This window comes from Pseudomonas sp. p1(2021b) (genome assembly GCF_020151015.1).
In the GTDB taxonomy this organism is placed as follows: Bacteria; Pseudomonadota; Gammaproteobacteria; order Pseudomonadales; family Pseudomonadaceae; genus Aquipseudomonas; species Aquipseudomonas putida_K.
In genome coordinates this window covers 524,861-551,134 of sequence record NZ_CP083746.1, presented here as the reverse complement: position 1 = coordinate 551,134, position 26,274 = coordinate 524,861, and the positions used below count along the sequence as shown (strand labels likewise).

Genomic DNA, 26,274 nt, shown 5'->3' with positions numbered 1-26,274 from the left:
ATGGGCCAATGGCTCGACAGCCTGACCGGCTGGCTCAGCGCCAACCCGCAGTGGCTTGGCCTGGCAATTTTCCTGGTGGCCTGCGTGGAATGCCTGGCCATCGCCGGCATCGTCGTGCCGGGCACCGTCCTGTTGTTCGCCGTGGCCGTGCTGGCCGGCAGCGGAGCCTTCAGCCTCGGCGAGACCTTGCTGCTGGGATTTGCCGGAGGCCTGCTGGGCGATGCCATCTCCTACGGCCTGGGCAAGAAGTTCCACCAGAACATCCGGCGCCTGCCCCTGCTGCGCCATCACCCGGAGTGGATCGCCAGCGCCGAGGCCTATTTCCACCGCTACGGCATCGCCAGCTTGCTGGTGGGCCGCTTCATCGGCCCGCTGCGGCCGATGCTGCCCATGGTGGCGGGCATGTTCGACATGCCCTTGCCGCGCTTCATCGCGGTGAGCCTGGTGGCCGGCGCCGGCTGGTCGGTGGCCTACCTGCTGCCCGGCTGGGCGACGGGCGCAGCCATGCGCCTGCCGCTGCCGGACGGTTTCTGGCTCGATGCCGGCATCATCGCGGGCACCCTGGCCGTGTTGATCGGCTTGAGCCTGCACAGCAGCATTCGCGACCAACGCCACGGTACCCGCCTGATCGCGGGCCTGAGCTTCCTGGCCCTGGCGGCGGTGTTCATCGGCTGGCCGTACCTGCATGAATTCGACCAGGGCGTGATGACGCTGGTCCAGGAGCATCGCAGCGAGGCCATCGATGGCCTGGTGGTGGTGATCACCCGTTTGGGCGATTTCCGCACCCAGCTATGCCTCGGCGCCCTGCTCACAGGCCTTCTGCTGCTGGCCAGGCAATGGCGCCACGCGCTGTTCGCCGGCGGCGCCCTGATGGGCACGGCGCTCGCCAACGGCACCTTGAAATGGCTGTTCGCCCGCGCCCGCCCGGAGGTGCTGACCGACCCGCTGACCAGCTACAGCATGCCTAGCGGCCACAGCTCGGCATCCTTCGCGTTCTTCTTGGTGCTGGCCGTGCTGGCCGGGCGGGGCCAGCCGCCACGCATGCGTCTGACCTGGGTAATGCTGGGGTGCTTGCCGGCCCTGGCGATCGCGCTGTCGCGGGTCTACCTCGGTGCCCATTGGCCGACGGACATCATGGCCGGCGCCCTGCTGGCCTGCTGCGTGTGTGCCGTCAGCCTGACGCTGGCGCAATATCGCACACCGCTCGATGCCCTGCCGTTGCGGGTGTGGTGGCTGGTGCTGCCGGCGTGCGTGGCGCTGCTGGCGTTCTTTGCCTTGTATGCTCTGCCCCAGGCGCTGCTGCGCTATCAGTACTGATGAATGGCGCACCGGCCCTATCGCCGGCAAGCCGGCTCTCATAGAACAACGCATAACTCATTGATCTGACAAGGCCTGTAGGAGCGGGCTTGTCCCGCGATCAAGGGCGAAGCCCTTGCCATACAGCCGCGGCGGCTGGGCCGGCCCAATCGCGGGACAAGCCCGCTCCTACAGAAGAAGGCGGCGCTAGACACTTGTTCTCTGCGCGACAGCGCAGCCCAAAGGGCTGGGTGATCTCCCACAGCACCCGCCCGATCAGGCGAACAACTCGCCCTGGATTCGCTCCAGCAGGTCCTGGATCGCCTCGAGCCGCAGCTGTGGTGAGTCGATTGCCAGCAGGTCGAGCTTGTCCTCTTCCATGAACGGCAAGAGGTAGCCCAGCTGGTTGGCCAGGGACTGGCAGCCATCCACCGCGCGTGGCATGTCCAGTGCTGCCACCATGGGGTGCTCGCCAAGGGCCTGGAGCAAGGCCAGCAGGTCATCGTCCCGCTCGGACAGGGCACTGTCCGCCAGCTCCGGCAGCCACTGCACCTCACCGACCATCAGCTGGTCCTTCTGCACTTCGGTCTGTTCCACGCGAAAACGCCGCACGCCCTCGACACGGATACCGAGCAGGCCGTTATCCTGCTGCACGAAGTCACGGATCAGCGCCTCGCAGCCGACCGAGGCGACCACCGGCGGCGCCTTGCCGACCTGTTCGCCTTCGAGGATGCACACCACGCCGAACCCGCCGCCCTGCTTCATGCAACGGCCGATCATGTCCAGGTAGCGCGCCTCGAAGATCTGCAGGTCGAGCAGGCAACCGGGAAACAGCACGGTATCCAGGGGAAACAGCGGTAGCGTCATCGTTTCTCCTCAAGCCACCAGGCTGACCGCCAGCGGCAGGAACACCGCCGTGGCCACACCCATCAGGCTCATTGCCAGCGCGGCGAAGGCGCCGCATTCGTCACTTTCCTGCAAGGCCACCGAAGTGCCCACCGCATGAGCGGTCACGCCCAGGGACATGCCACGGGCCTCGGGGCTGTGCACACCAAAGCGGGTCAGCAACGCCGGGCCGAAGATCGCGCCGATCACCCCGGTGATCAACACGAACACCGCCGCCAACGCCGCCACGCCGCCGATTTGCTCGGCCACCAGCATGGCGATGGGCGAAGTCACCGACTTCGGCGCCATGGTCATCAGGATCATGTGCTCGGCACCGAACCACCAACCCAGCAACAAACACGCCAAGGTGGCGAACAGGCCTCCGATTACCAGCGTAGTAAATGTCGGCCAGAACAGCTGGCGGATACGCCGCAGGTTCAGGTACAGCGGCACGGCCAGGGCCACGGTGGCGGGGCCCAGGAGAGTGGCCATGATTTCCGTGCTCCTGCGGTATTCGACATAATCGATGCCGCAGGTCACCAGCACACCGATGACCAGCAACATCGACACCAGCACCGGCTGCAGGAAGATCCAGCGGGTCTTCTCGTAGGCGGCCAGCACCAGTTGGTAGGCACCCAGGGTAATGCCGATGCCGAACAGGGGGTGGTGGATGACGGCGTCCAGCGCGCCTTGCCAGTCGAATATCATGCCTGCTCCTTGCGCTTGCCCTGGCGGTGGATGAGCTTTTGCATCAGCACACCGACGAAGACCAGGGTCACCAGGCACGAGATCAGCAGCGCACCGGCGATGGCCCAGAAATCGGCGGCGATATCCTTGGCGTAGACCATCACCCCCACCGCTGGCGGCACCAGCAACAGCGGCAGGTAGCGCAGCAGGCTGCTGGACGCCTCGTTCAAGGGCTTGCCGACCTCGCCCCGGATCATCAGCGTCACCAGCAGCAAGAGCAGGCCGATGATCGGCCCAGGCAGGATGGGCAGGAACAGGTGATTGATCGCCGTACCCAGCAGCTGAAACAGCACCAGCCAGGTCAAACCACGCAACAGCATAAGGATCTCCTCCGGGCAGTGCGGCCATTATAAGCACGGCTCCGGGGCGTCTATAAGGCGATTTGCGGCGAAAAGATGACAACTTGACTGTATTGCCATAGCGTGCTGATCTTGCACTTTCGTACCAGATCCAGCCTACCGACGCGCAAGACAACCTGGAGAGTCCTGATGCCCTATGTACCTGTGAGCGCGTTACCGCATTATGTCGGCAAACCATTGGGGCGATCCGAATGGCTGAAGATCGACCAGCTGCGCATCAACCAGTTCGCCGAAGCCACCGGGGATTTCCAGTTCATCCACGTGGACCCCGAGAAAGCGGCAAAGACGCCGTTCGGCAGCACCATAGCCCATGGCTTCCTCACGCTATCGCTGATTCCCAAGCTGATGGAGGACATCCTCGTATTGCCCGAAGGCCTGAAGATGGCGCTCAACTATGGGCTGGACAGCGTGCGCTTCATCCAGCCGGTGAAGGTCGACAGCCGGGTGCGGCTGAGCGTGGAGCTGGCCGAAGCCACCGAGAAGAAGCCGGGGCAATGGCTGCTCAAGGTCACCGCCACCCTGGAGATCGAAGGCGAGGAGAAACCCGCCTACATCGCCGAACCCCTTTCACTGTGTCTCGTCTGAACCAGCGCAGCCTACCCGGCTGTCTCCGCTTACGCTTCTGCGGCATACTCGACGCATCGTTTGCCCGGAACCTGCCATGCGTGCCCTGCTGCCCCTGACCCTGACCCTGTTGCTCGCTGCCTGCGGCGAAGGCGAACCCTTGTCACCACCGGACGCCCGCCTGCCTGACGGCGGACGCTACCGGGGCGAGGTGGTGGATGGCCTGCTGCAGGGCGAGGGGCGCATCGACTACCCCAACGGCAGCTGGTATGCCGGCACCTTCCAGAACGGCCAATGGCATGGCCAGGGCGAGTGGCATGGTAGCAACGGCGAGGTCTATCGCGGCCAGTTCGCCGAGGGCCTGTTCCACGGCCTGGGCGAGCTGACCACCCCAGGCAGCCACTATGCCGGCACTTTCAAGCATGGCCGGCGCGACGGCGAAGGTACCCTCAAGCAGAACGACCAGACCTACCGCGGCCAGTTCAAGGACGACCTGTACGAAGGCGCTGGTGAGCTCGAACTGGCCGACGGCAGCCGCTACCAAGGCCTGTTCGCCAAGGGCAAGCCCAACGGCGCCGGTGTGCGCAGCGATGCCAACGGCAACCAGTTCAGCGGCCGCTTCATCGACGGCCAACTGCAAGGCAGCGGCACCTACGACAGCGTCGACGGCGAGCAGTACATCGGCGAGTTCAAGGACAATCGCCTGGAAGGTCGAGGCCGCTACGAAAATGCCGAAGGCGATGTATGGATCGGCGATTTCAAGGATGGCTCCCTGGACGGCCAAGGCGAAATGCTCGGCAGCGACGGCAGCCGCTACCGGGGCGGTTTCCGCGAATGGCGCTTCCATGGCCAGGGCCGTCTGCAGCTGGCCGATGGCAGCCAGTACATCGGAGCCTTCGAGAACGATGCCTACCACGGCGAAGGCCGGCTGATACAGCCCAACGGCAAGGTGACCAAGGGGCATTGGGTCAATGGCGTACGTGTGCGCGATGCCAAGGGCCGCCTGCTTCCCGACCCGCTTGACCTGGCCCTGCTCAACCAGGGCCGGCTGCTGGACAAGGCATTGGCGGCGGTGCCGCCCAGCCAGGCGCCCATCGAGTTGTACAGCCTGGTGGTGGCAGGTGATGGCCAGCAAAGCGTATTCCTGCGCGAGGCCGACTATGTCAGCAACATGCTCAAGGTCCGCTTCGGCGCCCATGGCCAGGTAACCCTGGTCAATCATCGCGACCACATGGCCGATCGCCCCATGGCCACCCGCGAGAACCTCACCCGCGCCGCCCGCACCCTGGCCGAGCGCAGCGGCCCCGAGGACCTGGTGTTCATCTACCTCACCAGCCATGGCAGCCAGGACCACCACCTGGTACTCGACCAGCCGCGCCTGCAACTGGCCGACCTCGCCGCGGACGAGCTGGCCAGCGCCCTGGCCCCGCTCAAGGACCGTGACAAGGTCATTGTCATTTCGGCCTGCTATTCCGGTGGCTACATCAGCCCGCTCAAGGACGAACGCACCCTGATCATGACCGCGGCCCGCCCAGACCGGGTGTCCTTCGGCTGCTCGGAAGAAGCTGACTTCACCTACTTCGGCGACGCCCTGTTCGCCGAGGCCCTGAACCAGACCGACGACCTGAAACAAGCGTTCGAACTGGCTCGCGCCAGTGTTGCCGAACGAGAAAGGAGAGAAGGCTTCGAAGCCTCCGAGCCGCAGCTCTGGGCGCCACCGTCGGTGCTTGCGCACTGGCAGCGCCTGCGCCGGCAGCAGGCCGAGGAAGCCTTGCGCAATGAAGCCCAGCCATCGGTGGATGAACAGGAAAAATCACCTGCCACCCACTAAGCTGTGTGTAACAAGGGAGAGACATCATGTACTTGACGCCTCAGCATGTATTACTTGCCGGAGCAACAGGCCTGACGGGTGAACACCTGCTCGACCGGCTGCTCAACGAACCCACCATCAGCCGGGTGCTGGCCCCTACCCGCCGGCCCCTGGCCGAGCATCCGCACCTGGAAAACCCCGTGGGCGACCCGGCCGTGTTTCTCCCGCAACTGGCCGGCCGCGTCGATATCGCCTTCTGCTGCCTGGGCACCACACTCAAGCAGGCAGGGTCGGAAACCGCCTTCCGCGCCGTCGACCTGGACATGGTCGTGGCGTTCAGCAAGCGCGCCCGGGAAATGGGCGCCCGCCACTTGCTGGTGGTCAGCGCCCTGGGGGCCGACCCCAAGTCGTCGATCTTCTACAACCGGGTCAAGGGTGAAATGGAAGAAGCGCTCAAGGCCCAGGACTGGCCGCAGCTGACCATCGTCCGGCCTTCGCTGCTGCTCGGCGAACGCCTGGAGCCGCGGATGGGTGAGCGTCTGGCGGCACCGTTCTCCCGCTTGATACCTGGCAAGTACCGGGGCATCGAGGCTTGCACCCTGGCCCGGGCGCTGTGGCGCCTGGCGCTGGAGGAGGAGGATGGGGTGCGGATCGTCGAATCCGACGAGCTGCGCAAGCTGGGCAAGAAATAGAGCTGGCGAGGGCGAGTCCATTTAATTACAGAAGACCGCCTGCACCTGTAGGAACGGCCTTGTGCCGCGAAAGGGCTGCAAGGCAGCCCCAGGGCTTCATAGCCCGCCGGTAGCCTGAAACCCAACCCCCAAGGCCGTCAACAACGACAACGGCAACAACAACGTATCGAGCAACGCGCTGCCCGGCAGGTCGAGCCCAGGATACGCCGGCGCCTTGGCCCCGAAACGATCCTCGGGGCAGCATCCCCCGTTCATCGCATACAGGTCCAGCCGCGTCCCGGCATACACCACCGGCGCGCCCGGCTTATTGGCATCCAGCGTTCGCACGGTCGCGCAGCCACCGAGCAGGGCCAGCACCAACAGTCCCGCCAGCGAACACCTCAATCGTCGCCCCCAAAGTGATGCTCACCCCAGCGCGGCAACATGTCCTGCGGGATGCTCAGCAGGTTGAGGATACGCGCCACCACGAAATCGACGAGGTCGTCGATGGTCTGCGGCTGGTGATAGAACCCCGGCGCCGCTGGCAGGATCACAGCGCCCATCTGCGACAGCTTGAGCATGTTCTCCAGGTGAATGGTCGACAGCGGCGCCTCGCGCGGCACTAGGATCAACTGGCGTCGTTCCTTCAAGACCACATCCGCGGCACGTTCGATCAGGTTGTTGCACGCCCCAGTGGCAATGGCCGACAAGGTGCCAGTGGAACAGGGCACCACCACCATGGCCGCGGGCGCGCCGGAACCCGAGGCTACCGGCGCCATCCAGTCTTCCTTGCCATACACGCGGATCTGCCCGTCGGCGGCACCGGTGTATTCGGTCAGGAATGCCTGCATCGCCAGGGGCTTGGCCGGCAGCACCACGTCGGTCTCGGTGGCCATCACCAGTTGCGCCGCCTTGGAGATGAGGAAATGCACTTCGCGGTCCTCACGCACCAGGCAGTCGAGCAGGCGCAGGCCATACTGCGCCCCGGAGGCGCCGGTCATGGCCAGGGTAATGCGCTCCGGCCCGCTCACTTCAAGGCCTCGGCCAGCTTGCCGTGCAGGCCGCCAAAGCCGCCATTGCTCATGATCACCACATGGGTGCCTGGGCGGGCCTGGCCCTTGACCCGCTCGATGATCGCTTCGAGGCTGTCGGCCACCACGGCCGGTACCTTGCATTGCGCCGCCGTGGCCGCCAAGTCCCAGCCAAGGTTGGCCGGTGCGTACCAGATCACCTGGTCGGCATCGTCGACGCTGTCTGGCAAGCCATCGCGGTGGGCGCCAAGTTTCATGGAGTTGGAACGCGGTTCGATGACAGCGATGACCGGCGCCTCGCCGACACGCTTGCGCAGGCCATCGAGGGTGGTGGCAATGGCCGTCGGGTGGTGGGCGAAGTCGTCATAAATGGTGACGCCCTGGACTTCGGCCACTTTTTCCATGCGCCGCTTGACGCTCTTGAACGCGCTCAGGCCCTCGATGGCCATGGCCGGAGCCACGCCCACATGGCGAGCTGCCGCCAGGGTTGCCAGGGCATTGGCCACGTTGTGCTGGCCAGTCAGCGCCCATTCGACCACGCCCTGTACCGCACCGTCGAACAGCACTTCGAAGTGCGAGCCATCGGCGCTGAGCAACCGGGCCTGCCACTGGCCGCCTTCGCCGGTGGTCTGCACCGGTGTCCAGCACCCCATGCCGATCACCCGCTCCAGGGCCTGTTCGGTGGTGGGGTGGATGACCAGGCCTTCGCTGGGGATGGTTCGCACCAGGTGATGGAACTGCCGCTCGATGGAGGCCAGGTCGGGGAAGATGTCCGCATGATCGAACTCGAGGTTGTTGAGAATCGCCGTGCGTGGGTGGTAGTGGACGAACTTGGAGCGTTTGTCGAAGAAGGCACTGTCGTATTCGTCGGCCTCGACCACGAAGAACGGCGTACCGCCCAGGCGAGCCGACACGGAGAAGTTCTGTGGCACGCCGCCAATCAGGAAGCCCGGGCTCATGCCTGCGTGCTCCAGGACCCAGGCCAACATGCTGCTGGTAGTGGTCTTGCCGTGGGTTCCGGCGACGGCCAGTACCCAGCGCCCCTGCAACACGTGGTCCGCCAGCCACTGTGGGCCGGAGACATAGGGCAGGCCCTTGTTCAGCACGTACTCCACCGCCGGGTTGCCCCGGGACATGGCGTTGCCGATCACCACCAGATCGGGCGCCGGCTCCAATTGGGCCGGGTCATAACCCTGGGTCAGCTGGATGCCCTGGGCCTCCAGCTGGGTGCTCATGGGTGGATAGACATTGGCGTCGGAACCGGTGACCCGATGGCCCAGCTCCTTGGCCAGCACTGCCAGAGACCCCATGAAAGTGCCGCAGATACCGAGAATGTGAATGTGCATGGTCGACCTCGCAAAACGTGGACGCAGGGTAGCCCACGGTGAGAAAAATCGCACATGGTGTTTCGCTCAACTGGCCCTGGCGAGGCCGTGTTTGCGCAGTTTTCGATACAAGGTATTGCGGCTGATGCCCAGATGCTCAGCGGCATGGGTCATGTGCCAACGCTTTTCTTCGAGCACCGCCAGCAACGCGGCCCGCTCGGCGCCTTCGAGCGTCGCAGGGTCATTGTGGGAGCGGGCTTGCCCCGCGATTGCGCCAGCAGGGTCGTTGTGGGAGCGGGCTTGTCCCGCGATGGCGCCAGCAGGCCCCATGGACGTCCCGACGATTGCAGGCAGGTCGGCATAGGCAATGCGGTTGTCTTCGCACAGCGCCACCAGCGTCTTGAGCACATTGCGCATCTGCCGAACGTTGCCTGGCCAGGTGAACGCCAACAGCGCCTGGCGTGCCGCAGGCTCGATGTCCAGCGGCTGGCCGCCCGTTTCCTGCGCCAGCAGGAAGTCCAGCAACTGTGCCTTGTCGCTGCGCTCGCGCAGCGCCGGCAAGGCGATTTCCAGACCATTGAGGCGGTAGTACAGGTCTTCGCGGAAACTGCCTTCCTGCACCCGTTCCAACAGGTTGCGGTGGGTCGCGCTGATGATCCGGACATCCACCGCCTGGGGTTCGCCACCGATCGGCACAACCTGGCGCTCCTCCAACACCCGTAACAGGCGTGTCTGCAAGGCCAGCGGCATGTCACCGATTTCATCGAGCAACAAGGTGCCGCCATCGGCCTGCAGCAGCTTGCCACGCATGCCTTCCTTGCGCGCTCCGGTGAAGGTGCCGCCGCGATAGCCGAACAGCTCGCTCTCGATCAGGCTCTCGGGAATCGATGCACAGTTGATGGCCACGAACGGTTTGCGCCGGCGCTGGCTGGCCTGGTGCACGGCCTGGGCGAACGCCTCCTTGCCGCACCCCGTCTCGCCCTGCAGCAGCAAGGGCACGTCACGTTCGAACACACGCACAGCGCGCTGCAGATCCAGCGCCAACGCGGGGTCGACCAGACAGATGCCCACAGGCGCCTCGCGCCGGGCTTCAGGCAGGCTGGCCGGCACCGACCAGGCCGAGGTACGCCCCTGCCCGCGCAGGCTGGCGTATACCTGGCGCCCATCGCGGGTATGCAGCGGCCAGGCCGTGCTGCCCTGGGGCGTGGCGCGGCTGAACAGCTCGTCATGGCTGCAGGCGAAGAACATCTCCACCGGCTTGCCGAGCATCCCTCCGCGAATGGTGCCCAGCAGGTTCAGTGCGCTCTGGTTGACCGCGCAGATCCGCCCATTGCCATCGAACGCCACCAGCCCCTCGCTGAACAGCCCGACCGATTCGGCCTGCAGATGGAAGCGCAGCAGCCATTGGCCTTCGAAATGACGCAGGAAATAGCAGCTCTCGATCATCTTCGCCGAGAGGTTGACCAGCGCCATGGTATGGAACTGGCTCTGACGCGAGACATCCGGGCGCGCCGAAGACACATCAAGCACCGCCAGCAGCTCGCCGTGCGGGTCGAACACCGGGCTCGCCGAGCAGGTCAGGCCAGTATGCCGGCCGCGAAAGTGCTCGCCCTGGTGAATGGTCAGGGCTTGGCGCTCGACCAGGCAGGTGCCGATGCCGTTGGTGCCTTCGCTGGCCTCGCTCCAGTCGGCGCCCAGCCACAACCCGGCACGCTCGAAGATACGCCGCTCGGTAGGGGCGGTGACGCAATTGAGGATCACCCCGCGGGCATCGGTCAGCAATACCGCATGACCAGCGCCGGAAAGCTGCTGATGCAGGCTGTTCATTTCGGTATCGGCGATCTGCAATACCTGGCGCAGACGCTCACGGCTTTCCAGCAGGCGGCCGTGCTCCAGCACGACAGGCGCCTGGGCCAGCGCCGGGTCCAGGTGGTAGTCCTCCAGGCAGCGCAGCCAGGAGCGGGCGATCGACGGGTCGCTGCCGGGCCCGCTGGCCTGGCCACGGGCAACCGTGAGGACCTGGTGGGCATGGCGGCTGAAGGCGTTGCTCTGCATCGTTCTTGTTCTCCGCAGATAGAGCGTCCCGCCAGCATCCTCCACCCATCAAGGCTTTGCAATGGCGCGCTGACCGACGAGTCATGGGCTGTACCAGGAACGGTACAAACTGTCACGCAGCGCGTGCCACAGTTGTCACACAGACCATCGCGCCGCTCATCATCAACCGGCCAACCCCTTGATTATCAAGGGCTCGACAGCACTGGCCCGACCTTTGCTCTACGCTTTTGAACTCCGCAACAAACACAATAGCCAGGAGACACATCATGCGTTACGCACATCCGGGTACCGAAGGCGCGAAAATCACCTTCAAGAGCCGCTACGGCAACTACATCGGCGGTGAGTTCGTTCCTCCGGTCAAGGGTGAATACTTCACCAACACCTCGCCGGTGAACGGCCAGCCGATCGCCGAATTCCCCCGTTCCACCGCCGAGGACATCGACAAGGCCCTCGACGCCGCCCACGCCGCCGCCGATGCCTGGGGCCGCACCTCGGTGCAAGACCGCTCGAATGTGCTGCTGCGCATCGCCGACCGCATCGAACAGAACCTGGAAATCCTGGCCATCACCGAGACCTGGGACAACGGCAAGCCGATCCGTGAAACCCTCAACGCCGACATCCCCCTGGCCGTGGACCACTTCCGCTACTTCGCCGGCTGCATCCGCGCCCAGGAAGGCGGCGCCGCCGAGATCAACGAAAGCACCGTGGCCTACCACATCCACGAGCCGCTGGGCGTGGTCGGGCAGATCATCCCGTGGAACTTCCCGCTGTTGATGGCCGCCTGGAAGCTGGCCCCGGCCCTGGCCGCCGGCAACTGCGTGGTGCTCAAGCCTGCCGAGCAGACCCCGCTGGGCATCACCGTGCTGCTCGAGCTGATCGGCGACCTGCTGCCCAAGGGCGTGCTCAACGTGGTGCAAGGCTTCGGCCGCGAGGCCGGCGAGGCCCTGGCCACCAGCAAGCGCATCGCCAAGATCGCCTTCACCGGCTCCACGCCGGTGGGCTCGCACATCATGAAATGCGCCGCCGAGAACATCATCCCGTCTACCGTGGAGCTGGGCGGCAAGTCGCCGAACGTGTACTTCGAGGACATCATGCAGGCCGAGCCGGCCTTCATCGACAAGGCCGCCGAGGGCATGGTGCTGGCGTTCTTCAACCAAGGCGAGGTATGCACCTGCCCATCGCGTGCGTTGGTGCAGGAGTCGATCTACGACGAATTCATGCAGGTGGTGATGAAAAAGGTCCTGCAGATCAAGCGCGGCGACCCGCTGGACACCGACACCATGGTCGGCGCCCAGGCCTCGCAACAACAGTTCGAGAAAATCCTCTCCTACCTGGAGATCGCCCAGAAAGAAGGCGCCGAGCTGCTGACCGGGGGCAAGGTGGAGAAACTCGAAGGCAGCCTGGCCACCGGCTATTACATCCAGCCGACCCTGCTCAAGGGCAACAACCGCATGCGCGTGTTCCAGGAGGAGATCTTCGGCCCGGTGGTCAGCGTCACCACCTTCAAGGACGAGGCCGAGGCCCTGGCCATCGCCAACGACACCGAGTTCGGCCTCGGCGCAGGCGTCTGGACCCGTGACATCAACCGCGCCTACCGCATGGGCCGCGGCATCAAGGCCGGCCGCGTATGGACCAACTGCTACCACCTGTACCCGGCCCATGCCGCGTTCGGGGGCTACAAGAAATCCGGCGTGGGCCGCGAGACGCACAAGATGATGCTCGACCACTACCAGCAGACCAAGAACCTGCTGGTGAGCTACGACATCAATCCGTTGGGCTTCTTCTAAACGGGCATCGCGGGGCCAGCCCGTTCCTACAGGTGGCAGCACGTTCCCTGTAGGAACGGCCTTGTGCCGCGATGGGCCGCGCAGCGGCCCCGCTCCATCTGGCCCACTTCATGCAAAACCGATCACCACAGACTGCCCCGCCGGTCATCAAGAAGAAAAAAGGTGAACACCATGCCAAGCGATCATTCCGGCAGCGCGCCGGCAAGCTCCTCCGTTGACTTCGAAAAAGTCGACGCGGACTATTTCCAACACCGACAACTGAAGAAAGGCGCCGCCGGCTGGGTCCTGCTGGTGGGCCTGGGCGTGGCCTACGTCATCTCCGGCGACTATGCCGGCTGGAACTTCGGCCTGGCCCAGGGCGGCTGGGGCGGTATGTTCCTGGCCACCCTGCTGATGGCCACCATGTACCTGTGCATGTGCTTCTCCCTGGCCGAACTGTCGTCGATGATCCCGACCGCCGGCGGTGGCTACGGCTTCGCCCGCAGCGCCTTCGGGCCCTGGGGCGGGTTTCTCACCGGCACGGCGATCCTCATCGAGTACGCCATCGCGCCCGCGGCCATCGCCACCTTCATCGGCGCCTACTGCCAGTCGTTGTTCGGCATCGGCGGCTGGATGGTCTACCTGGCCTTCTACATCGTGTTCATCGGCATCCACATCTTCGGCGTCGGTGAAGCGCTCAAGCTGATGTTCATCATCACCGCCATCGCCGCCATCGCCCTGGCCGTGTTCCTGGTGGCCATGGTGCCCCATTTCGATGCAGCCAACCTGTTCGACATCGCCCAGACCGACGCCGCCGGCGCCAGCAGCTTCCTGCCGTTCGGCTATGTCGGTATCTGGGCGGCGATCCCCTACGCCATCTGGTTCTTCCTGGCCGTCGAAGGTGTGCCCCTGGCCGCCGAGGAAACCAAGAACCCGCGCCGCGACCTGCCGCGCGGCCTGATCGGCGCCATGCTGGTGCTGGTGGCCTTCGCCCTGCTGATCCTGGTGGTCGGCCCTGGTGGTGCGGGCTCCGAAGCCCTGAAGGCCTCGGGCAACCCGCTGGTCGAGGCGCTGGCCAAGGCCTACGGCGGCTCCACCTGGATGGGCAGTTTCGTCAACCTGGTGGGCCTGGCCGGCCTGATCGCCAGCTTCTTCTCGATCATCTATGCCTATTCGCGGCAGATCTTTGCGCTGTCCCGTGCCGGCTACCTGCCGCGCAAGCTCTCGGAAACCAACAAGAGCAAGGCCCCGGTGCTGGCTCTGGTGATCCCCGGGATCATCGGCTTCGCCCTGTCGCTGACCGGCCAGGGTGACCTGCTGATCCTGGTCGCCGTGTTCGGTGCCACCCTCTCCTACGTGCTGATGATGGCCGCGCACATCACCCTGCGCATCCGTCGCCCCAAGATGGAGCGCCCCTATCGCACGCCAGGCGGCATCTTCACCTCGGGCCTGGCCCTGGTGCTGGCCTGCGTGGCCGTGGTCGCCGGCTTCCTGGTCGATCCTCGCGTGGTGATTGGCGCTGCGGTGATCTATGGGGTATTAATTGCCTACTTTGCTTTCTACAGCCGTCATCACCTGGTGGCGGGGACGCCGGAAGAGGAATTCGCCGCGATCCAGAAGGCCGAAGAGGCCCTGCACTGATCGCCGACTTACGCCGCGGGCAAGCCCGCGGCGCTCTGGAGATTCTGTATGGCAAGTTTCGTACACACGGTAGGCAACCAGGTCTACCGCTTCGACAGCCTCAAGGAGGTCATGGCCAAGGCCAGCCCGGCACGTTCGGGCGACTTCCTGGCCGGTGTCGCGGCCAGCAACGACGGCGAGCGGGTCGCCGCGCAGATGGCGCTGGCCGATATCCCGCTCAAGCACTTCCTGAACGAGGCGCTGATCCCCTACGAAAGCGATGAAGTCACCCGGCTGATCATCGACACCCACGACGCCCAGGCATTCGCCCCGGTCAGCCACCTGACCGTCGGAGGGCTGCGCGACTGGTTGCTGAGCGAACAGGCCAACGAAGACAGCTTGCGCGCCCTGGCCAAGGGCCTGACGCCGGAAATGGCCGCGGCGGTGTCGAAGATCATGCGCGTGCAGGACCTGGTGCTGGCCGCGCAGAAAATCCGCGTGGTCACCCGGTTCCGTGGCACCATGGGCTTGCGCGGGCGCCTGTCGACCCGCCTGCAGCCCAACCACCCCACCGATGAGCCAGCCGGCATCGCCGCCAGCATCCTCGACGGCCTGCTCTACGGCAATGGCGATGCCATGATCGGCATCAACCCGGCCACCGACAGCATCGCCTCGATCTGCGCCCTGCTGGAGATGCTCGATGCCATCATCCAGCGCTACCAGATCCCGACCCAGGCGTGCGTGCTCACCCACGTCACCACCTCGATCGAAGCGATCAACCGCGGCGTGCCACTGGACCTGGTGTTCCAGTCCATCGCCGGAACCGAGGCGGCCAATGCCGGCTTCGGCATCAACCTCAACGTGCTGCAGGAAGGCTACGAGGCGGGGCTGTCGCTCAAGCGCGGCACCGTCGGCCAGAACCTCATGTACTTCGAGACCGGCCAGGGCAGCGCGCTGTCGGCCAACGCCCACCATGGCGTCGACCAACAGACCTGCGAAACCCGCGCCTATGCCGTGGCCCGCCATTTCAACCCGTTCCTGGTCAACACCGTGGTCGGTTTCATTGGCCCCGAGTACCTGTACAACGGCAAGCAGATCATTCGTGCAGGCCTGGAGGACCACTTCTGTGGCAAGTTGCTGGGCGTGCCCATGGGCTGCGACATCTGCTACACCAACCATGCCGAGGCCGACCAGGACGACATGGACACCCTGCTGACCTTGCTGGGCGTGGCCGGGATCAACTTCATCATGGGCATCCCGGGCTCGGACGACATCATGCTCAACTACCAGACCACCTCGTTCCACGACGCGCTCTATGCACGCCAGACCCTGGGCCTCAAGCCCGGGCCGGAATTCGAGGCCTGGCTCGAGCGCACCGGCATCTTCACCCAGGCCGATGGCCGGGTACGCTTCGGCGACAACTTGCCGCCAGCCTTCCGCCAGGCCCTGGCGCAGCTTGCATAGGGATGACCATGGACCGACCGACCACCACGCCTGAAAACCCCTGGCTGGCCCTGCGCAACCTGACACCAGCGCGCATCGCCCTGGGTCGCACCGGCATCAGCTTGCCGACCGGCGCCCAGCTGGACTTCCAGTTCGCCCACGCCCAGGCCCGCGATGCCGTGCACCTGCCATTCGACCACGCCGGCCTGCGCCAGCAACTGGCCGACCGTGGCCGGGAAAGCCTGCTGCTGCACAGCGCCGCCAGCGATCGCAACCAATATCTGCAACGCCCCGACCTGGGCCGGCGCCTGGACGATGCATCGGCCCAGCGCCTGCGCGAGCATGCCCAGGCCAACCCAGGCGGCGTCGATGTGGCGATCGTGGTCGCCGACGGCCTGTCAGCCTTGGCTGTGCATCGCCATACCCTGCCCTTCCTGGCCCGCTTCGAAGAGCAGGCCGCTGCAGACGGCTGGACCAGCGCACCGGTGGTGTTGGTGGAGCAAGGCCGAGTGGCGGTGGGCGATGAGGTGGGCGAACTGCTCGGCGCGCGCATGACAGTGATGTTGATTGGCGAGCGCCCGGGCCTGAGTTCGCCCGACAGCCTGGGCCTGTACTTCACCTATGGCCCCAAGGTCGGCCTGACCGACGCCTACCGCAACTGCATCTCCAACGTGCGCCTGGAGGGCCTGAGCTACGGCATGGCCGCCCACCGCCTGCTGTACCTGATGCGCGAGGCCTGCCGTCGGCAGCTTTCCGGGGTGAACCTCAAGGACGAGGCCGAGGTGCACAGCATCGAGACGGACGGCGCACCCGGCAAACGCGGCAATTTCCTGCTCGGGGACGGGTAAGAAACCTGTAACACCAGGCGGATTGCGCTTCACGCCGGCTTTGTGCAGCATGCAGGCAACGCCGTGGCAATCCGCTGTTTCCCCAAATGGACTCTGAGGGCCGCACATGCGCATCATCAAGGCAACCCTGGAACACCTCGATCTGCTGACCCCTTTGTTCGTGAAATACCGCGAGTTCTACGGGCAGCTGCCCTACCCGGACAGCTCGCGCAGTTTCCTGGAAAAACGCCTCAAGCGCGAGGAGTCGGTGATCTACCTGGCCCTGCCGGACGACGATGACAGCCGCATCCTCGGCTTCTGCCAGCTCTACCCGAGCTTCTCCTCGCTGTCGCTCAAGCGCGTGTGGATTCTCAACGATATCTATGTGGCCGAAGACTCCCGGCGCATGCTGGTGGCCGACCACCTGATGCGCGAAGCCAAGAAGATGGCCAAGGACACCAACGCCGTGCGCATGCGTGTCTCCACCAGCAGCAACAACGACGTGGCACGCAAGACCTACGAGTCGATCGGTTTTCGCAAGGACACCGAGTTCGAGAACTACATATTGCCCATCCCCCAGGACTGACACCCGTGTAGGAGCGGCCTTGGGCCGCGTATCGGGCGCGAAGCGGCCGTAAAATTGGTAATCGCGGGCTACCTGGCACAACGGGGTGGCAGAATCTACGGCCGCTTCGCGCCCGATCGCGGCGCAAGGCCGCTCCTACACGAGCAGGGCATGCCATGCCGAAACCCGCCGCTACAAACTCTCCGGGCACATTCCTGACATCGCCGTATAATGCCCCCTCCTGTCATGTGTGAAAATTTACCCACCCGCAGGTAACCAAACCTACGCCCTTGGCACAGTCCGTCATCGTGCGCCCGTAGTCGCGGGTCAGAACACAGGTGTTGTACATGGAATTCAACCCGCTGGACCTTATCCTGCATCTCGATGCCTACCTCGATCTGCTGGTCACCAATTACGGCCCCTGGATCTACGCGATCCTCTTCGCGGTGATCTTCTGCGAGACCGGCCTGGTGGTCATGCCCTTCCTGCCCGGCGATTCGCTGTTGTTCATTGCCGGCGCGGTGGCCGCTGGTGGCGGCATGGACCCGGTTCTGCTCGCTGGCCTGTTGATGGCCGCGGCGATCATGGGTGACAGCACCAATTACGTCATTGGCCGCACCACCGGCGAGCGCCTGTTCCGCAACCCGAACTCGAAGATCTTCCGCCGCGACTACCTGCAGCGTACCCACGACTTCTACGAACGCCATGGCGGCAAGACCGTGACCATGGCGCGCTTCCTGCCGATCCTGCGTACCTTCGCACCGTTCGTCGCCGGCATCGCGCACATGCACTACCCGCGCTTCCTGGCCTTCAGCGTGGCCGGCTCGCTCTTGTGGGTGGGCGGCCTGGTGACCCTGGGCTACTTCTTCGGCAATGTGCCGTTCATCAAGCAGCACCTGTCGTTGATGGTGGTCGGGATCATCATCCTGTCGCTGGTGCCGATGATCCTCGGCCTGCTGCGTGGCCGCCTGGGCCGCGCAGCCAAGGCCCACTAAACAGCATGTGGTCGCTGCGCGCCTGGCGACGCCGGCGCACCCTGGCCCGCTACCCGGTTGCCCCACAGCTGTGGCAGGCCGTGCGCGAGCGCCTGCCGCTGCTCGACGGCATCAGTGACGAGGAAGACCGCAGGCTGCGCGAAGCCTGCGTGTTGTTCCTGCACGACAAGCACCTGACGGCCCTGCACGGCGTCGAGCTGGACGACGAACAGCGCCTGTTCCTCGCCGCCCAGGCCCAGCTGCCGCTGCTGCACCTGGGTGATCTGGACTGGTACCAGGGCTTTCACGAGATCATCCTCTACCCCGACGACTTCCTCAGCCCCCAGCGCCATCGCGACGCCAGCGGTGTGGAGCACACCTGGGACGCCGAGCACAGCGGCGAGGCCTGGCAACAGGGCCCGGTGATCCTGGCCTGGCCCGGCGTGCTGGCCAGCGGTGGCTGGGAAGCCTACAACCTGGTGATCCATGAGCTGGCCCACAAGCTCGACATGCTCAACGGCGACGCCAACGGCCTGCCGCCGCTGCACAAGGGCATGCCTGTGCAAGAGTGGGCCGATGCCATGCAGCAAGCCTTCGATGACATGAACCGGCAGCTGGACGCCGACCCCGACGCCGAGACCGCCATCGACCCCTACGCCGCGGAAAACCCCGCGGAATTCTTCGCTGTCACCAGCGAGTACTTCTTCAGCGCCCCCGACCTGCTACAACAGGCTTATCCCAAGGTCTATCGACAACTGTCCCTGTTCTACCGTCAAGACCCGCTGGCGCGCCTGGAACAGTTGCAGGCCGAGCACCCGCTGTACCGCGAAACCCACGCCTGACGGGCCCGCACATCCGGCCGGGCGTGGCATGCCCGGTAGGAATGTGCCTATAATCGCCGCCACTTTTTGGTCAAACACGGGGGCACTGCCCAATGAGCTACAGCAAGATTCCGGCGGGCAAGGACCTGCCGAACGACATCTACGTCGCCATCGAGATCCCGGCCAACCACGCGCCGATCAAGTACGAGATCGACAAGGACAGCGACGCCCTGTTCGTCGACCGTTTCATGGCCACCCCGATGTTCTACCCAGCCAACTACGGCTACATCCCGAACACCCTGGCCGACGACGGTGACCCACTGGACGTGCTGGTCGTGACCCCTTACCCAGTGGCCCCGGGCTCGGTCATCCGTGCCCGTCCGGTCGGTATCCTGAACATGACCGACGACGGCGGCGGCGACGCCAAGGTTGTCGCGGTGCCTCACGACAAGCTGTCGCAGCTGTATGTCGACGTGAAGGAATACACCGACCTGCCGGCCCTGCTGATCCAGCAGATCGAGCACTTCTTCGAGAACTACAAGGATCTGGAGAAGGGCAAGTGGGTCAAGATCGAAGGCTGGGAAGGCGCCGACGCCGCCCGCGCCGCGATCACCAAGTCGGTTGCTGCCTACAAAGGCTGATACCGGACTGAAGAAAGCCCTGCTTCGGCAGGGCTTTTTTTTTGGCTGGAATTTGATCGATGGGCATTGGCGGCGATAGCACGCTCAAACTTACCCACTCTTACAGCCCCCTAAGGAAGATCCTTCTTTACACCCACTTTCCTACAAAACCCATAAACAACGCGTTCATTCCAAGGCATGAACCACCCCGCTAGACTCGGCCACATGACTACCTCCGGTGACCGCCTAAGAGCCCTCCTCCTGGAGTGCCACCTGACCCCTTCGGACTTCGCTGCCCAGCGTGGTGTAACGCCCCAGCATGTGAACAACTGGTTCAGCCGCGGCGTTCCCCTGGCCCGCCTGGACGAAATCGCCGCCCTGTTCTGTGTACAGCGGCGCTGGCTGCTTAGCGGCGAAGGGCCGAAACATGCAAACCCACTTCCGCGCCAGTGCGCTTCACATGACGACGTGACCCGCCCGTCCATCCGCGAAGGGCGCCTGCTGCGCATTCCCTTCCATGTGCTGCAGGACGGGCAACTCCAGCCCGACGCGAACCAGTACTTGCCGTTTTCCGAACAGGCACTGCAAGCCCTGGGCGTCAACCTGGAACATGCCGCCTGTGTTTCCATGCCGCCATCGGCTGCGCCTTCGACCATTCCCACGGATGCAGTCCTGGTCATCGACCGCAGCCTGACCTGGGTCGTCGAGGATGAAACCTACGTGCTGCTTCATAACGGCCGCTTGCGCGTCGATCGCCTGACCCAGGACCGCCAGGGCAACCTCTACCTGCACGGCCAAGGGCCTATCGAGCGCTATACCCCCAAGCAACGCCGAACCCAGGGCCTGCAGATCCTCGGTTGGGTATTCCATTGGTCATGCGTCAGCCTGCACCGGCCAGGCTGACATACCCTGTGCCATTTTTTGCTGGGCAACCCGCGCCGGCCCTAGTATGCTACGCGGCACATTTTGCCCCGACCGGCTCAGGCCGCGCTCCAGAGGGCCTGGCGACGCCTCACACAGCCGTCCGCCATCTTTATCAGGCCCCTAGTGGCCATACCGTTTAAGGCGGTTGCGGCTTACCAAAAATTAGCCAAGACCGTCCCCGAGAAGCCGGCCACAAGCCGGCTTTTTAATGCCTGCTTGTTTCCTACACGGCCGGATCGGGAATCACCGCACTCAGCCGCGGCGAGGCCCAGTCGATGAATTGCCGTACCCGCGCCGAAAGCAGGCGTGAGTGCGGGTAGACCATCTGGATCGGCAGATCAGCCAGCTCGAACGCCTGCAGCACCCGCACCAGCCGGCCATCGGCCAGTTCACTGGCGACCTGGTAATGCAGCAACTGGCCAATGCCGACGCCTTGCTGGCAGGCGAGGCTGGCCACCTGGATCTGATTGGTCGTCATGCGTGCAGTAACGGGCCGAGTGACGACAGTGCCCTGTTCCTGGAATTGCCATTGCCTGCCCTGGGGCGCGAAGCCGATGCAGGCGTGTGCCAGCAGGTCCGACGGCTGCTGCGGCATGCCGTTGCGCTGCAGATACTCGGGGCTCGCGCAGCGCACCAGGCGCGTGTGGCCCAGGGGCGTTGCGACCAATGAAGAGTCCGGTAGTTGGCCGATACGGATGGCCAGCTCGACACCTTCGTCGAGCAGGTCCACCAGGCGGTCGAGCAACGTCAGCTCCACCTGGATGGCCGGATGCAGGGCCAGGAATTCGTTGACCAAAGGCGCGACGTAGCGGCGCCCGAACTCCACCGGCGCAGTGATGCGCAACAGCCCGCCAGGGCTTTTGCGCCGTGCATCGAAGCCGTGCTCGACCTCGTCGAACTCGGCGAGTATGCGACGGCTCCAGGCCAGGAATTCGGCGCCCTCGTCGGTCAATGCCAGGTGCCGGGTATTGCGATTGAGCAGGCGCGTGCCCAGGTGTTTTTCCAGCGCTGCCAGGGTGCGCACCACCGAGGCGGTGGATTGGCCCGAGGCATTTGCCGCGGCACTGAGGCTGCCGCTGTCGACAATACGCACCAGGGTGGCCATGGCTTTCAATCGGTCCATCGTCGGCTCTCGTCTGTGCAACAAGTGCAATAGTGTTGTCAGCTTACAGGCATTGGTGAAACGCCCGCCAATGGCCACACTGGGCCTCTTTGAAAACGTGTGTGGTTTCCATCATGAGCGCCAACGCCGCAACAAGCCCCTCGCCGATCCTCGCCTATGATCACATCGGCATCCGCGTCAGCGATCGCAGCCGTGCCCTGGCGTTCTACGAGGCGCTGGGGTTCGTCGAAAGCGCGCGGTTCAGCGATTTCGAAGCCAACGAGATGCTCACGCCCAGTGGCGTGCGCATCAACCTGATCTTCAATGGCGCCCGCCAGCCCCGCGCCCATAACGTATTGCTGGATGCGCCGATCAAACTGCCCGGCATGACCCACCCGGCCTTCATCGTGGAAGACCTGGAGGCCCTGCAGGGCTGGTTGCAGCAACAAGGCATCACCATCACCGAAGGGCCGCACCGCATCGGGCCGCGACGCGTTGCATTGTTCATTCGCGACCCCGACGGCAACGTCCTGGAATTCAACCAGCTACTGGCCCAATAACAAGGAAACGTCATGAAGCTCTACGATCTGGAACTGTCCGGCAACTGCTACAAGGTCCGCCTGTTCGCCCATCTGGCGAACCTGGACCTGGAGATCATTCCCGTGGACTTTCTCGGTGGCGAACACAAGCGCGCCCCGCTGATCGATCTCAACCCCTGGGGCGAAGTGCCGATCCTGGTGGATGGGCAGCGGGTGCTGCGCGACTCCCAGGCGATCCTGGTATACCTGGCCGGCACTTATGGCGGAGCAGCCTGGTGGCCGGTGGAGCCGCACCTGCAGGCCGAAATCATGCAGTGGCTGTCCACCGCGGCCAACGAGATCCAGAACGGCCCCGCTGCCGCACGCCTTGTGGACAAGTTCGGCTATGCCATCGACAAGGCCGACACCCTGAAGAGAGCGGCGCGCATCCTGCCCTTGCTGGACGCACACCTGGCCACGCACGACTGGCTGGCCCTGTCGCGGCCGACCATCGCCGATTGCGCGGTATTCCCCTATGTCGCATTGGCACCTGAAGGGGGTGTCGACCTGTCGCCCTATACCCATATCACCCGCTGGATGGACAGGATCCAGCAGTTGCCTGGGTTCGTGCCGATGCCCGGCCTCTGACCACACGCCCTTCTCTCTGTGGGAGCGGCGGTGCGGCGGTCAGACTTGCCCCGGGCTGTATGGCAAGGGCTTCGCCCTTGATCGCGGGACAAGCCCGCTTCCACAGACACAGCACTAGCCAATTGTTCAGTGGGCTATCTCCTAAAGGCCCCTGCTTCTTCACCCCTTGACGCACACCACCTGACGCAAGGTGTGCACCACTTCCACCAGCTCACGCTGGGCCTGCATCACCGCATCGATGTCCTTGTAGGCCATGGGGATCTCGTCGATCACATCCTTGTCCTTGCGGCACTCCACATGGGCGGTGGCGCGCCGCTGGTCCTCGAGAGTGAAGCGGCTCTTGGCCTTGGTCCGGCTCATCACCCTGCCGGCGCCATGGCTGCACGAACAGAACGATTCTTCGTTCCCCAGCCCACGCACGATGAAGCTCCTGGCACCCATTGAGCCCGGAATGATGCCCAGTTGCCCCTTCTGCGCCGATACCGCGCCCTTGCGGGTCACCAGCACCTCGCGACCGAAGTGCCGCTCGCGCTGTACATAGTTGTGGTGGCAGTTGACCGCTTCGAGGCTGGCGTCGAAAGGCCGGCCCAGCACCCTGCGCACGGCACCGACCACCGCCTGCATCATCAGCTCGCGGTTATGCCGGGCGAAATCCTGGGCCCATTCCACCGCTTCGACGTAGTCGGCGAAGTGCCGGCTGCCTTCCTCGAAGTAGGCCAGGTCCTTGTCCGGCAGGTTGGCCAGGTGCTGGCGCAAGTCCGCCTGGGCCAGCTCGATGAACAGGTTGCCGATGGCATTGCCCACCCCGCGCGAGCCGCTGTGCAACATGAACCACACCCGCTCGGCTTCATCCAGGCACACCTCGATGAAGTGGTTGCCGCCGCCCAGGGTGCCCAGGTGATGGCGGTTGTTGGTCTTCTCCAGGCGCGGGTACTTGTCGGTGATCGTCTTGAAGCGCACGGCCAGCCCTCTCCACACCTGGTCTGCCTGGGCCGGTACCTGGCCCCAGGCGCCCTGATCGTGGCGGCCGAAGGTCTTGCCGTGGGGCACGGCCTGCTCGATGGCGCTGCGCAGGCCATGCAGGTTGTCCGGCAGGTCGCGGGCATGCAGCGAAGTACGCGCGGCGATCATGCCGCAACCAATGTCCACGCCCACGGCCGCCGGGATGATCGCGCCGACCGTGGGGATCACACTGCCGATGGTCGACCCCTTGCCCAGGTGGACGTCTGGCATCACCGCCAGGTGCTTGAAGATGAATGGCATGCGCGCGGTGTTCAACAGCTGCCGGCGGGCATCGTCTTCCACGGGTACACCGTCGGTCCACAACTTGACCGGCTTGCCACCGGCGACTTCGAGAATGTCCATGGTGTCGTTCCGAAAAAGCCTTGGCGACCATCATACCGCCGAAGGTCGTAGGCCGGTCGCTTGCCAGTGGGGTGGCACAGTGCTGTATGCTTGCGTGGTCTTCAGGGCGGGGTGAAAGTCCCCACCGGCGGTAAATCGAAAGATGAGCCCGCGAGCGCCCCGGCCATGCCGGGGGTCAGCAGACCTGGTGAGATTCCAGGGCCGACGGTCATAGTCCGGATGAAAGAAGGCGTCAGGCGGGGGCCATCCGGTGCTCCTGCGCGCGCGTTTTGTTCGCCCCGAGACGTTCATCGATCAATTACGAGGAGCGTTTCATGTCCACCATGCACCACCCCAAATTCCCCAACGTCACCGCTGCCATCGCCGCCTTCCAGGCCGGGCGCCCCGTGCTGCTGCTCGACGATGACGACCGCGAGGACGAAGCGGACATCATCGCCGCTGCCGAGAACATTTCGTTGCAGACCATGGCCATGATGATCCGCGACTGCAGCGGCATTGTCTGCCTGTGCCTGGACGAGGCCACCGTCGATGACCTGCAGTTGGCTCCCATGGTGCGGAACAACGAGGCCCGCCATGGCACCGGCTTTACCGTCAGCATCGAGGCCGCCGAGGGCGTCACCACCGGCGTGTCCGCCCGGGACCGGATCACCACCATCGAGGCGGCCCTGCGCTCGACCGCCGAGCAACGCCATATCGTCAGCCCTGGGCACGTGTTCCCGCTGCGTGCGCGTGACGGCGGCGTGCTGGCCCGCCGAGGCCATACCGAAGGGTCGGTCGACCTGGCGCGCCTGGCGGGTCTGCGGCCGGCGGCGGTGCTGTGCGAGTTGATGAACCCGGACGGCAGCATGGCCCGTGGCGAGGAGGTGGCGGTGTATGCGCGGCAATACAACTTGCCGGTGCTGACCATCGAGGAACTGGCGCAGTACCGCCAGGCAATGATGCTGGAAACAGCGAACGCCTGAAGGCTCGTCGGGGCTGCTTCGCAGCCCTTTCGCGGCACAAGGCCGCTACAGGACCGCGCCGGCCACATCGTTTGCGCTGCCCTGAGCGGCCTTGTGCCGCGAAAGGGCCGCGCAGCGGCCCACGATTGGCGCCAGTTGGCCCGGGAAGTTTGCTCCCCTTGCCCCGCTCTGCTAGTGTCGCGCCGTTCTGAAAGCCACCGAGACAGTCGCCATGGCCCGCAAAAAAGCCTCCATCGATTTCGAGCAATCCCTCGCCGACCTGCAAGCCTTGGTCGAGCGCCTGGAGAACGGCGAATTGTCGCTGGAAGAGTCGCTGGCCGCCTTCGAACAAGGCATTGCCCTGACCCGCGATTGCCAAGGCGCCCTGGCCCAGGCCGAGCAGAAGGTGCAGATCCTGCTCGAGCGCGACGGCGAGCTGGCGGCCCAGCCGTTCGACGCGGAGCCCGAAGCATGATCGGCCAGTACCAGGCAAGCTGCCAGGCACGCGTCGATGCGGCCCTGGAGCCGCTATTCGTAGCTCCGTCCAAGGAGCTCGAGCGGCTCTATGCGGCCATGCGCTACAGCGTGATGAACGGTGGCAAGCGTGTACGGCCATTGCTGGCCTATGCCGCCTGCGAAGCCTTCGGCGTCCCAGCCGAACAGGCCAACGGGGCAGCCTGTGCCGTCGAGCTGATCCATGCCTACTCGCTGGTGCATGACGACCTGCCTGCCATGGACGACGACGACCTGCGCCGTGGCCAGCCGACTACCCATAAGGCCTTCGACGAAGCCTGCGCCATCCTCGCAGGCGACGGCCTGCAAAGCCTGGCCTTCAGTGCCCTGCTCGACCCCCTGCTCAGCCCCCAGGCCGATACCGTTCGCCTGCAGATGGTCCAGGCCCTGGCCCAGGCTGCCGGCCCGGCCGGTATGGTCGGCGGCCAGGCCATCGACCTGGGGTCGGTGGGCCTTAAGCTCGGCCAGCAGGCCCTGGAATACATGCACCGGCACAAGACCGGCGCTCTGATCGAAGCCAGCGTGCGCCTTGGCGCCCTGGCCAGCGCCCGCGCCAACCAGGCGCAGCTGGACGCCCTGCAGACCTACGCCCAGGCCATTGGCCTGGCGTTCCAGGTGCAGGACGACATCCTCGATGTAGAGAGCGACACCGCCACCCTGGGCAAGCGCCAGGGCGCCGATATCGCCCGCGACAAGCCCACCTACCCGGCCCTGCTGGGTCTGGAGGCTGCCAAGGCCTATGCACTGGAATTGCGCGACCAGGCCCTGGGTGCACTCGAAGGCTTTGGCGACAGCGCAGAACCCTTGCGCGCACTGGCTCGCTATATCGTCGAGCGTCGCCATTAAACCCTGACGCCGACCCCTGTGGGAGCGGGTTCACCCGC

General features: G+C 64.9%; 27 protein-coding genes and 1 riboswitch. Of the genes, 18 read left to right on the top strand and 9 right to left on the bottom strand.

Annotated features, from left to right (window positions below):
* Entirely contained in the window at positions 1 to 1,317 is a 1,317-nt protein-coding gene (locus tag K8374_RS02535; protein ID WP_224457809.1) for a bifunctional DedA family/phosphatase PAP2 family protein, read from the top strand.
* A 255-nt stretch (positions 1,318 to 1,572) separates the two neighbouring features.
* Here K8374_RS02535 and K8374_RS02530 read toward each other — a convergent pair whose 3' ends face one another.
* The 3 genes from K8374_RS02530 to K8374_RS02520 are packed head-to-tail and all read right to left on the bottom strand — an operon-like array spanning position 1,573 to position 3,248.
* Positions 1,573 to 2,163: an LON peptidase substrate-binding domain-containing protein gene (locus K8374_RS02530; RefSeq protein WP_224457808.1), complete on the bottom strand. Its 591-nt coding sequence runs from the start codon at positions 2,161 to 2,163 to the stop codon at positions 1,573 to 1,575.
* 9 nt (positions 2,164 to 2,172) lie between these two features.
* Positions 2,173 to 2,889, bottom strand: coding sequence for an LrgB family protein (locus tag K8374_RS02525; protein ID WP_224457807.1), 717 nt, complete (start codon positions 2,887 to 2,889; stop codon positions 2,173 to 2,175).
* A complete protein-coding gene (locus tag K8374_RS02520) occupies positions 2,886 to 3,248 on the bottom strand; it encodes a CidA/LrgA family protein (protein WP_084855562.1) in 363 nt (120 codons plus the stop codon). Before K8374_RS02520 ends, K8374_RS02525 begins: the two co-directional genes overlap by 4 nt.
* A gap of 168 nt (positions 3,249 to 3,416) precedes the next feature.
* Here K8374_RS02520 and K8374_RS02515 point away from each other — a divergent pair, with 168 nt between their 5' ends.
* The 3 genes from K8374_RS02515 to K8374_RS02505 all read left to right on the top strand — a co-directional run bounded on the left by K8374_RS02515 (position 3,417) and on the right by K8374_RS02505 (position 6,353).
* Complete coding sequence (locus tag K8374_RS02515; RefSeq protein ID WP_224457806.1) at positions 3,417 to 3,872, top strand: MaoC family dehydratase; 456 nt, start codon at positions 3,417 to 3,419, stop codon at positions 3,870 to 3,872.
* 76 nt (positions 3,873 to 3,948) lie between these two features.
* Positions 3,949 to 5,682: a C13 family peptidase gene (locus tag K8374_RS02510; protein WP_224457805.1), complete on the top strand. Its 1,734-nt coding sequence runs from the start codon at positions 3,949 to 3,951 to the stop codon at positions 5,680 to 5,682.
* Between the two features lie 26 nt (positions 5,683 to 5,708).
* Positions 5,709 to 6,353 (top strand): oxidoreductase, encoded by a 645-nt coding sequence (locus K8374_RS02505; RefSeq protein ID WP_224457804.1) that lies wholly within the window; start codon positions 5,709 to 5,711, stop codon positions 6,351 to 6,353.
* Positions 6,354 to 6,449: 96 nt separating this feature from the next.
* On the opposite strand, the gene K8374_RS02500 is transcribed toward K8374_RS02505, so the two are convergent.
* From K8374_RS02500 to K8374_RS02485, 4 genes are all read right to left on the bottom strand, one after another.
* The gene (locus K8374_RS02500) at positions 6,450 to 6,737 is read right to left on the bottom strand and encodes a YceK/YidQ family lipoprotein (protein ID WP_224457803.1); all 288 of its coding nucleotides are present in this window, start codon (positions 6,735 to 6,737) and stop codon (positions 6,450 to 6,452) included.
* Complete coding sequence (ubiX, locus tag K8374_RS02495; RefSeq protein WP_224457802.1) at positions 6,734 to 7,363, bottom strand: flavin prenyltransferase UbiX; 630 nt, start codon at positions 7,361 to 7,363, stop codon at positions 6,734 to 6,736. The genes K8374_RS02500 and ubiX overlap by 4 nt, the downstream gene beginning before the upstream one ends.
* Positions 7,360 to 8,709, bottom strand: coding sequence for a UDP-N-acetylmuramate:L-alanyl-gamma-D-glutamyl-meso-diaminopimelate ligase (mpl, locus tag K8374_RS02490; protein WP_224457801.1), 1,350 nt, complete (start codon positions 8,707 to 8,709; stop codon positions 7,360 to 7,362). The genes ubiX and mpl overlap by 4 nt, the downstream gene beginning before the upstream one ends.
* Before the next feature lie 66 nt (positions 8,710 to 8,775).
* Positions 8,776 to 10,743 carry a sigma-54-dependent Fis family transcriptional regulator gene (locus K8374_RS02485; protein WP_224457800.1) on the bottom strand — a complete coding sequence of 656 codons (1,968 nt, stop codon included), beginning with the start codon at positions 10,741 to 10,743 and terminating at the stop codon, positions 8,776 to 8,778.
* Between the two features lie 266 nt (positions 10,744 to 11,009).
* Between K8374_RS02485 and K8374_RS02480 the strand changes: the two genes are divergently transcribed.
* The 9 genes from K8374_RS02480 to K8374_RS02440 all read left to right on the top strand — a co-directional run bounded on the left by K8374_RS02480 (position 11,010) and on the right by K8374_RS02440 (position 20,282).
* Entirely contained in the window at positions 11,010 to 12,530 is a 1,521-nt protein-coding gene (locus tag K8374_RS02480; protein WP_224457799.1) for an aldehyde dehydrogenase family protein, read from the top strand.
* Between the two features lie 171 nt (positions 12,531 to 12,701).
* Complete coding sequence (eat, locus tag K8374_RS02475; protein WP_224457798.1) at positions 12,702 to 14,150, top strand: ethanolamine permease; 1,449 nt, start codon at positions 12,702 to 12,704, stop codon at positions 14,148 to 14,150.
* Positions 14,151 to 14,198: 48 nt separating this feature from the next.
* On the top strand, positions 14,199 to 15,593 hold the full coding sequence (locus tag K8374_RS02470) for an ethanolamine ammonia-lyase subunit EutB (RefSeq protein WP_224457797.1): 1,395 nt from the start codon (positions 14,199 to 14,201) through the stop codon (positions 15,591 to 15,593).
* 8 nt (positions 15,594 to 15,601) lie between these two features.
* Positions 15,602 to 16,420, top strand: a complete 819-nt coding sequence (eutC, locus tag K8374_RS02465; protein ID WP_224457796.1) for an ethanolamine ammonia-lyase subunit EutC — start codon at positions 15,602 to 15,604, stop codon at positions 16,418 to 16,420.
* A gap of 106 nt (positions 16,421 to 16,526) precedes the next feature.
* Positions 16,527 to 16,985 carry a GNAT family N-acetyltransferase gene (locus K8374_RS02460; protein WP_224457795.1) on the top strand — a complete coding sequence of 153 codons (459 nt, stop codon included), beginning with the start codon at positions 16,527 to 16,529 and terminating at the stop codon, positions 16,983 to 16,985.
* 326 nt (positions 16,986 to 17,311) lie between these two features.
* Positions 17,312 to 17,959: a DedA family protein gene (locus K8374_RS02455; RefSeq protein ID WP_084857419.1), complete on the top strand. Its 648-nt coding sequence runs from the start codon at positions 17,312 to 17,314 to the stop codon at positions 17,957 to 17,959.
* Between the two features lie 5 nt (positions 17,960 to 17,964).
* Positions 17,965 to 18,780, top strand: a complete 816-nt coding sequence (locus K8374_RS02450) for a zinc-dependent peptidase (RefSeq protein ID WP_224457794.1) — start codon at positions 17,965 to 17,967, stop codon at positions 18,778 to 18,780.
* 92 nt (positions 18,781 to 18,872) lie between these two features.
* A complete protein-coding gene (ppa, locus tag K8374_RS02445; RefSeq protein WP_084857414.1) occupies positions 18,873 to 19,400 on the top strand; it encodes an inorganic diphosphatase in 528 nt (175 codons plus the stop codon).
* A gap of 204 nt (positions 19,401 to 19,604) precedes the next feature.
* Positions 19,605 to 20,282: a transcriptional regulator gene (locus K8374_RS02440; protein ID WP_224457793.1), complete on the top strand. Its 678-nt coding sequence runs from the start codon at positions 19,605 to 19,607 to the stop codon at positions 20,280 to 20,282.
* Positions 20,283 to 20,526: 244 nt separating this feature from the next.
* Here the strand turns inward: K8374_RS02440 and K8374_RS02435 are convergent, their stop codons facing one another.
* The gene (locus tag K8374_RS02435) at positions 20,527 to 21,426 is read right to left on the bottom strand and encodes a LysR family transcriptional regulator (protein WP_224457792.1); all 900 of its coding nucleotides are present in this window, start codon (positions 21,424 to 21,426) and stop codon (positions 20,527 to 20,529) included.
* A gap of 113 nt (positions 21,427 to 21,539) precedes the next feature.
* Between K8374_RS02435 and K8374_RS02430 the strand changes: the two genes are divergently transcribed.
* A complete protein-coding gene (locus K8374_RS02430) occupies positions 21,540 to 21,965 on the top strand; it encodes a VOC family protein (protein WP_224457791.1) in 426 nt (141 codons plus the stop codon).
* Between the two features lie 12 nt (positions 21,966 to 21,977).
* On the top strand, positions 21,978 to 22,571 hold the full coding sequence (locus K8374_RS02425) for a glutathione S-transferase family protein (protein WP_224457790.1): 594 nt from the start codon (positions 21,978 to 21,980) through the stop codon (positions 22,569 to 22,571).
* Positions 22,572 to 22,730: 159 nt separating this feature from the next.
* Here K8374_RS02425 and K8374_RS02420 read toward each other — a convergent pair whose 3' ends face one another.
* Positions 22,731 to 23,936 (bottom strand): RtcB family protein, encoded by a 1,206-nt coding sequence (locus tag K8374_RS02420; protein WP_224457789.1) that lies wholly within the window; start codon positions 23,934 to 23,936, stop codon positions 22,731 to 22,733.
* A gap of 93 nt (positions 23,937 to 24,029) precedes the next feature.
* A riboswitch (FMN riboswitch) is annotated at positions 24,030 to 24,171 on the top strand.
* 79 nt (positions 24,172 to 24,250) lie between these two features.
* On the opposite strand from K8374_RS02420, the gene ribB reads away from it, so the two are divergent.
* From ribB to ispA, 3 genes are all read left to right on the top strand, one after another.
* Positions 24,251 to 24,898 carry a 3,4-dihydroxy-2-butanone-4-phosphate synthase gene (gene ribB / locus K8374_RS02415; RefSeq protein ID WP_224457788.1) on the top strand — a complete coding sequence of 216 codons (648 nt, stop codon included), beginning with the start codon at positions 24,251 to 24,253 and terminating at the stop codon, positions 24,896 to 24,898.
* Positions 24,899 to 25,109: 211 nt separating this feature from the next.
* Positions 25,110 to 25,352 (top strand): exodeoxyribonuclease VII small subunit, encoded by a 243-nt coding sequence (locus K8374_RS02410; protein ID WP_011531978.1) that lies wholly within the window; start codon positions 25,110 to 25,112, stop codon positions 25,350 to 25,352.
* Positions 25,349 to 26,236, top strand: a complete 888-nt coding sequence (ispA, locus tag K8374_RS02405; RefSeq protein ID WP_224457787.1) for a (2E,6E)-farnesyl diphosphate synthase — start codon at positions 25,349 to 25,351, stop codon at positions 26,234 to 26,236. The genes K8374_RS02410 and ispA overlap by 4 nt, the downstream gene beginning before the upstream one ends.
* Positions 26,237 to 26,274 lie beyond the last annotated feature (38 nt).

Bases quoted from the DNA above. Each gene is read 5' to 3' on its own strand.
- K8374_RS02535 (WP_224457809.1), top strand. From the start codon at position 1: ATGGGCCAATGGCTCGACAGCCTGACCGGCTGGCTCAGCGCCAACCCG.
- K8374_RS02530 (WP_224457808.1), bottom strand. From the start codon at position 2,163: ATGACGCTACCGCTGTTTCCCCTGGATACCGTGCTGTTTCCCGGTTGC.
- K8374_RS02525 (WP_224457807.1), bottom strand. From the start codon at position 2,889: ATGATATTCGACTGGCAAGGCGCGCTGGACGCCGTCATCCACCACCCC.
- K8374_RS02520 (WP_084855562.1), bottom strand. From the start codon at position 3,248: ATGCTGTTGCGTGGTTTGACCTGGCTGGTGCTGTTTCAGCTGCTGGGT.
- K8374_RS02515 (WP_224457806.1), top strand. From the start codon at position 3,417: ATGCCCTATGTACCTGTGAGCGCGTTACCGCATTATGTCGGCAAACCA.
- K8374_RS02510 (WP_224457805.1), top strand. From the start codon at position 3,949: ATGCGTGCCCTGCTGCCCCTGACCCTGACCCTGTTGCTCGCTGCCTGC.
- K8374_RS02505 (WP_224457804.1), top strand. From the start codon at position 5,709: ATGTACTTGACGCCTCAGCATGTATTACTTGCCGGAGCAACAGGCCTG.
- mpl (WP_224457801.1), bottom strand. From the start codon at position 8,709: ATGCACATTCACATTCTCGGTATCTGCGGCACTTTCATGGGGTCTCTG.
- K8374_RS02485 (WP_224457800.1), bottom strand. From the start codon at position 10,743: ATGCAGAGCAACGCCTTCAGCCGCCATGCCCACCAGGTCCTCACGGTT.
- K8374_RS02480 (WP_224457799.1), top strand. From the start codon at position 11,010: ATGCGTTACGCACATCCGGGTACCGAAGGCGCGAAAATCACCTTCAAG.
- eat (WP_224457798.1), top strand. From the start codon at position 12,702: ATGCCAAGCGATCATTCCGGCAGCGCGCCGGCAAGCTCCTCCGTTGAC.
- K8374_RS02470 (WP_224457797.1), top strand. From the start codon at position 14,199: ATGGCAAGTTTCGTACACACGGTAGGCAACCAGGTCTACCGCTTCGAC.
- eutC (WP_224457796.1), top strand. From the start codon at position 15,602: ATGGACCGACCGACCACCACGCCTGAAAACCCCTGGCTGGCCCTGCGC.
- K8374_RS02460 (WP_224457795.1), top strand. From the start codon at position 16,527: ATGCGCATCATCAAGGCAACCCTGGAACACCTCGATCTGCTGACCCCT.
- K8374_RS02455 (WP_084857419.1), top strand. From the start codon at position 17,312: ATGGAATTCAACCCGCTGGACCTTATCCTGCATCTCGATGCCTACCTC.
- K8374_RS02450 (WP_224457794.1), top strand. From the start codon at position 17,965: ATGTGGTCGCTGCGCGCCTGGCGACGCCGGCGCACCCTGGCCCGCTAC.
- ppa (WP_084857414.1), top strand. From the start codon at position 18,873: ATGAGCTACAGCAAGATTCCGGCGGGCAAGGACCTGCCGAACGACATC.
- K8374_RS02440 (WP_224457793.1), top strand. From the start codon at position 19,605: ATGACTACCTCCGGTGACCGCCTAAGAGCCCTCCTCCTGGAGTGCCAC.
- K8374_RS02435 (WP_224457792.1), bottom strand. From the start codon at position 21,426: ATGGACCGATTGAAAGCCATGGCCACCCTGGTGCGTATTGTCGACAGC.
- K8374_RS02430 (WP_224457791.1), top strand. From the start codon at position 21,540: ATGAGCGCCAACGCCGCAACAAGCCCCTCGCCGATCCTCGCCTATGAT.
- K8374_RS02425 (WP_224457790.1), top strand. From the start codon at position 21,978: ATGAAGCTCTACGATCTGGAACTGTCCGGCAACTGCTACAAGGTCCGC.
- K8374_RS02420 (WP_224457789.1), bottom strand. From the start codon at position 23,936: ATGGACATTCTCGAAGTCGCCGGTGGCAAGCCGGTCAAGTTGTGGACC.
- ribB (WP_224457788.1), top strand. From the start codon at position 24,251: ATGTCCACCATGCACCACCCCAAATTCCCCAACGTCACCGCTGCCATC.
- K8374_RS02410 (WP_011531978.1), top strand. From the start codon at position 25,110: ATGGCCCGCAAAAAAGCCTCCATCGATTTCGAGCAATCCCTCGCCGAC.
- ispA (WP_224457787.1), top strand. From the start codon at position 25,349: ATGATCGGCCAGTACCAGGCAAGCTGCCAGGCACGCGTCGATGCGGCC.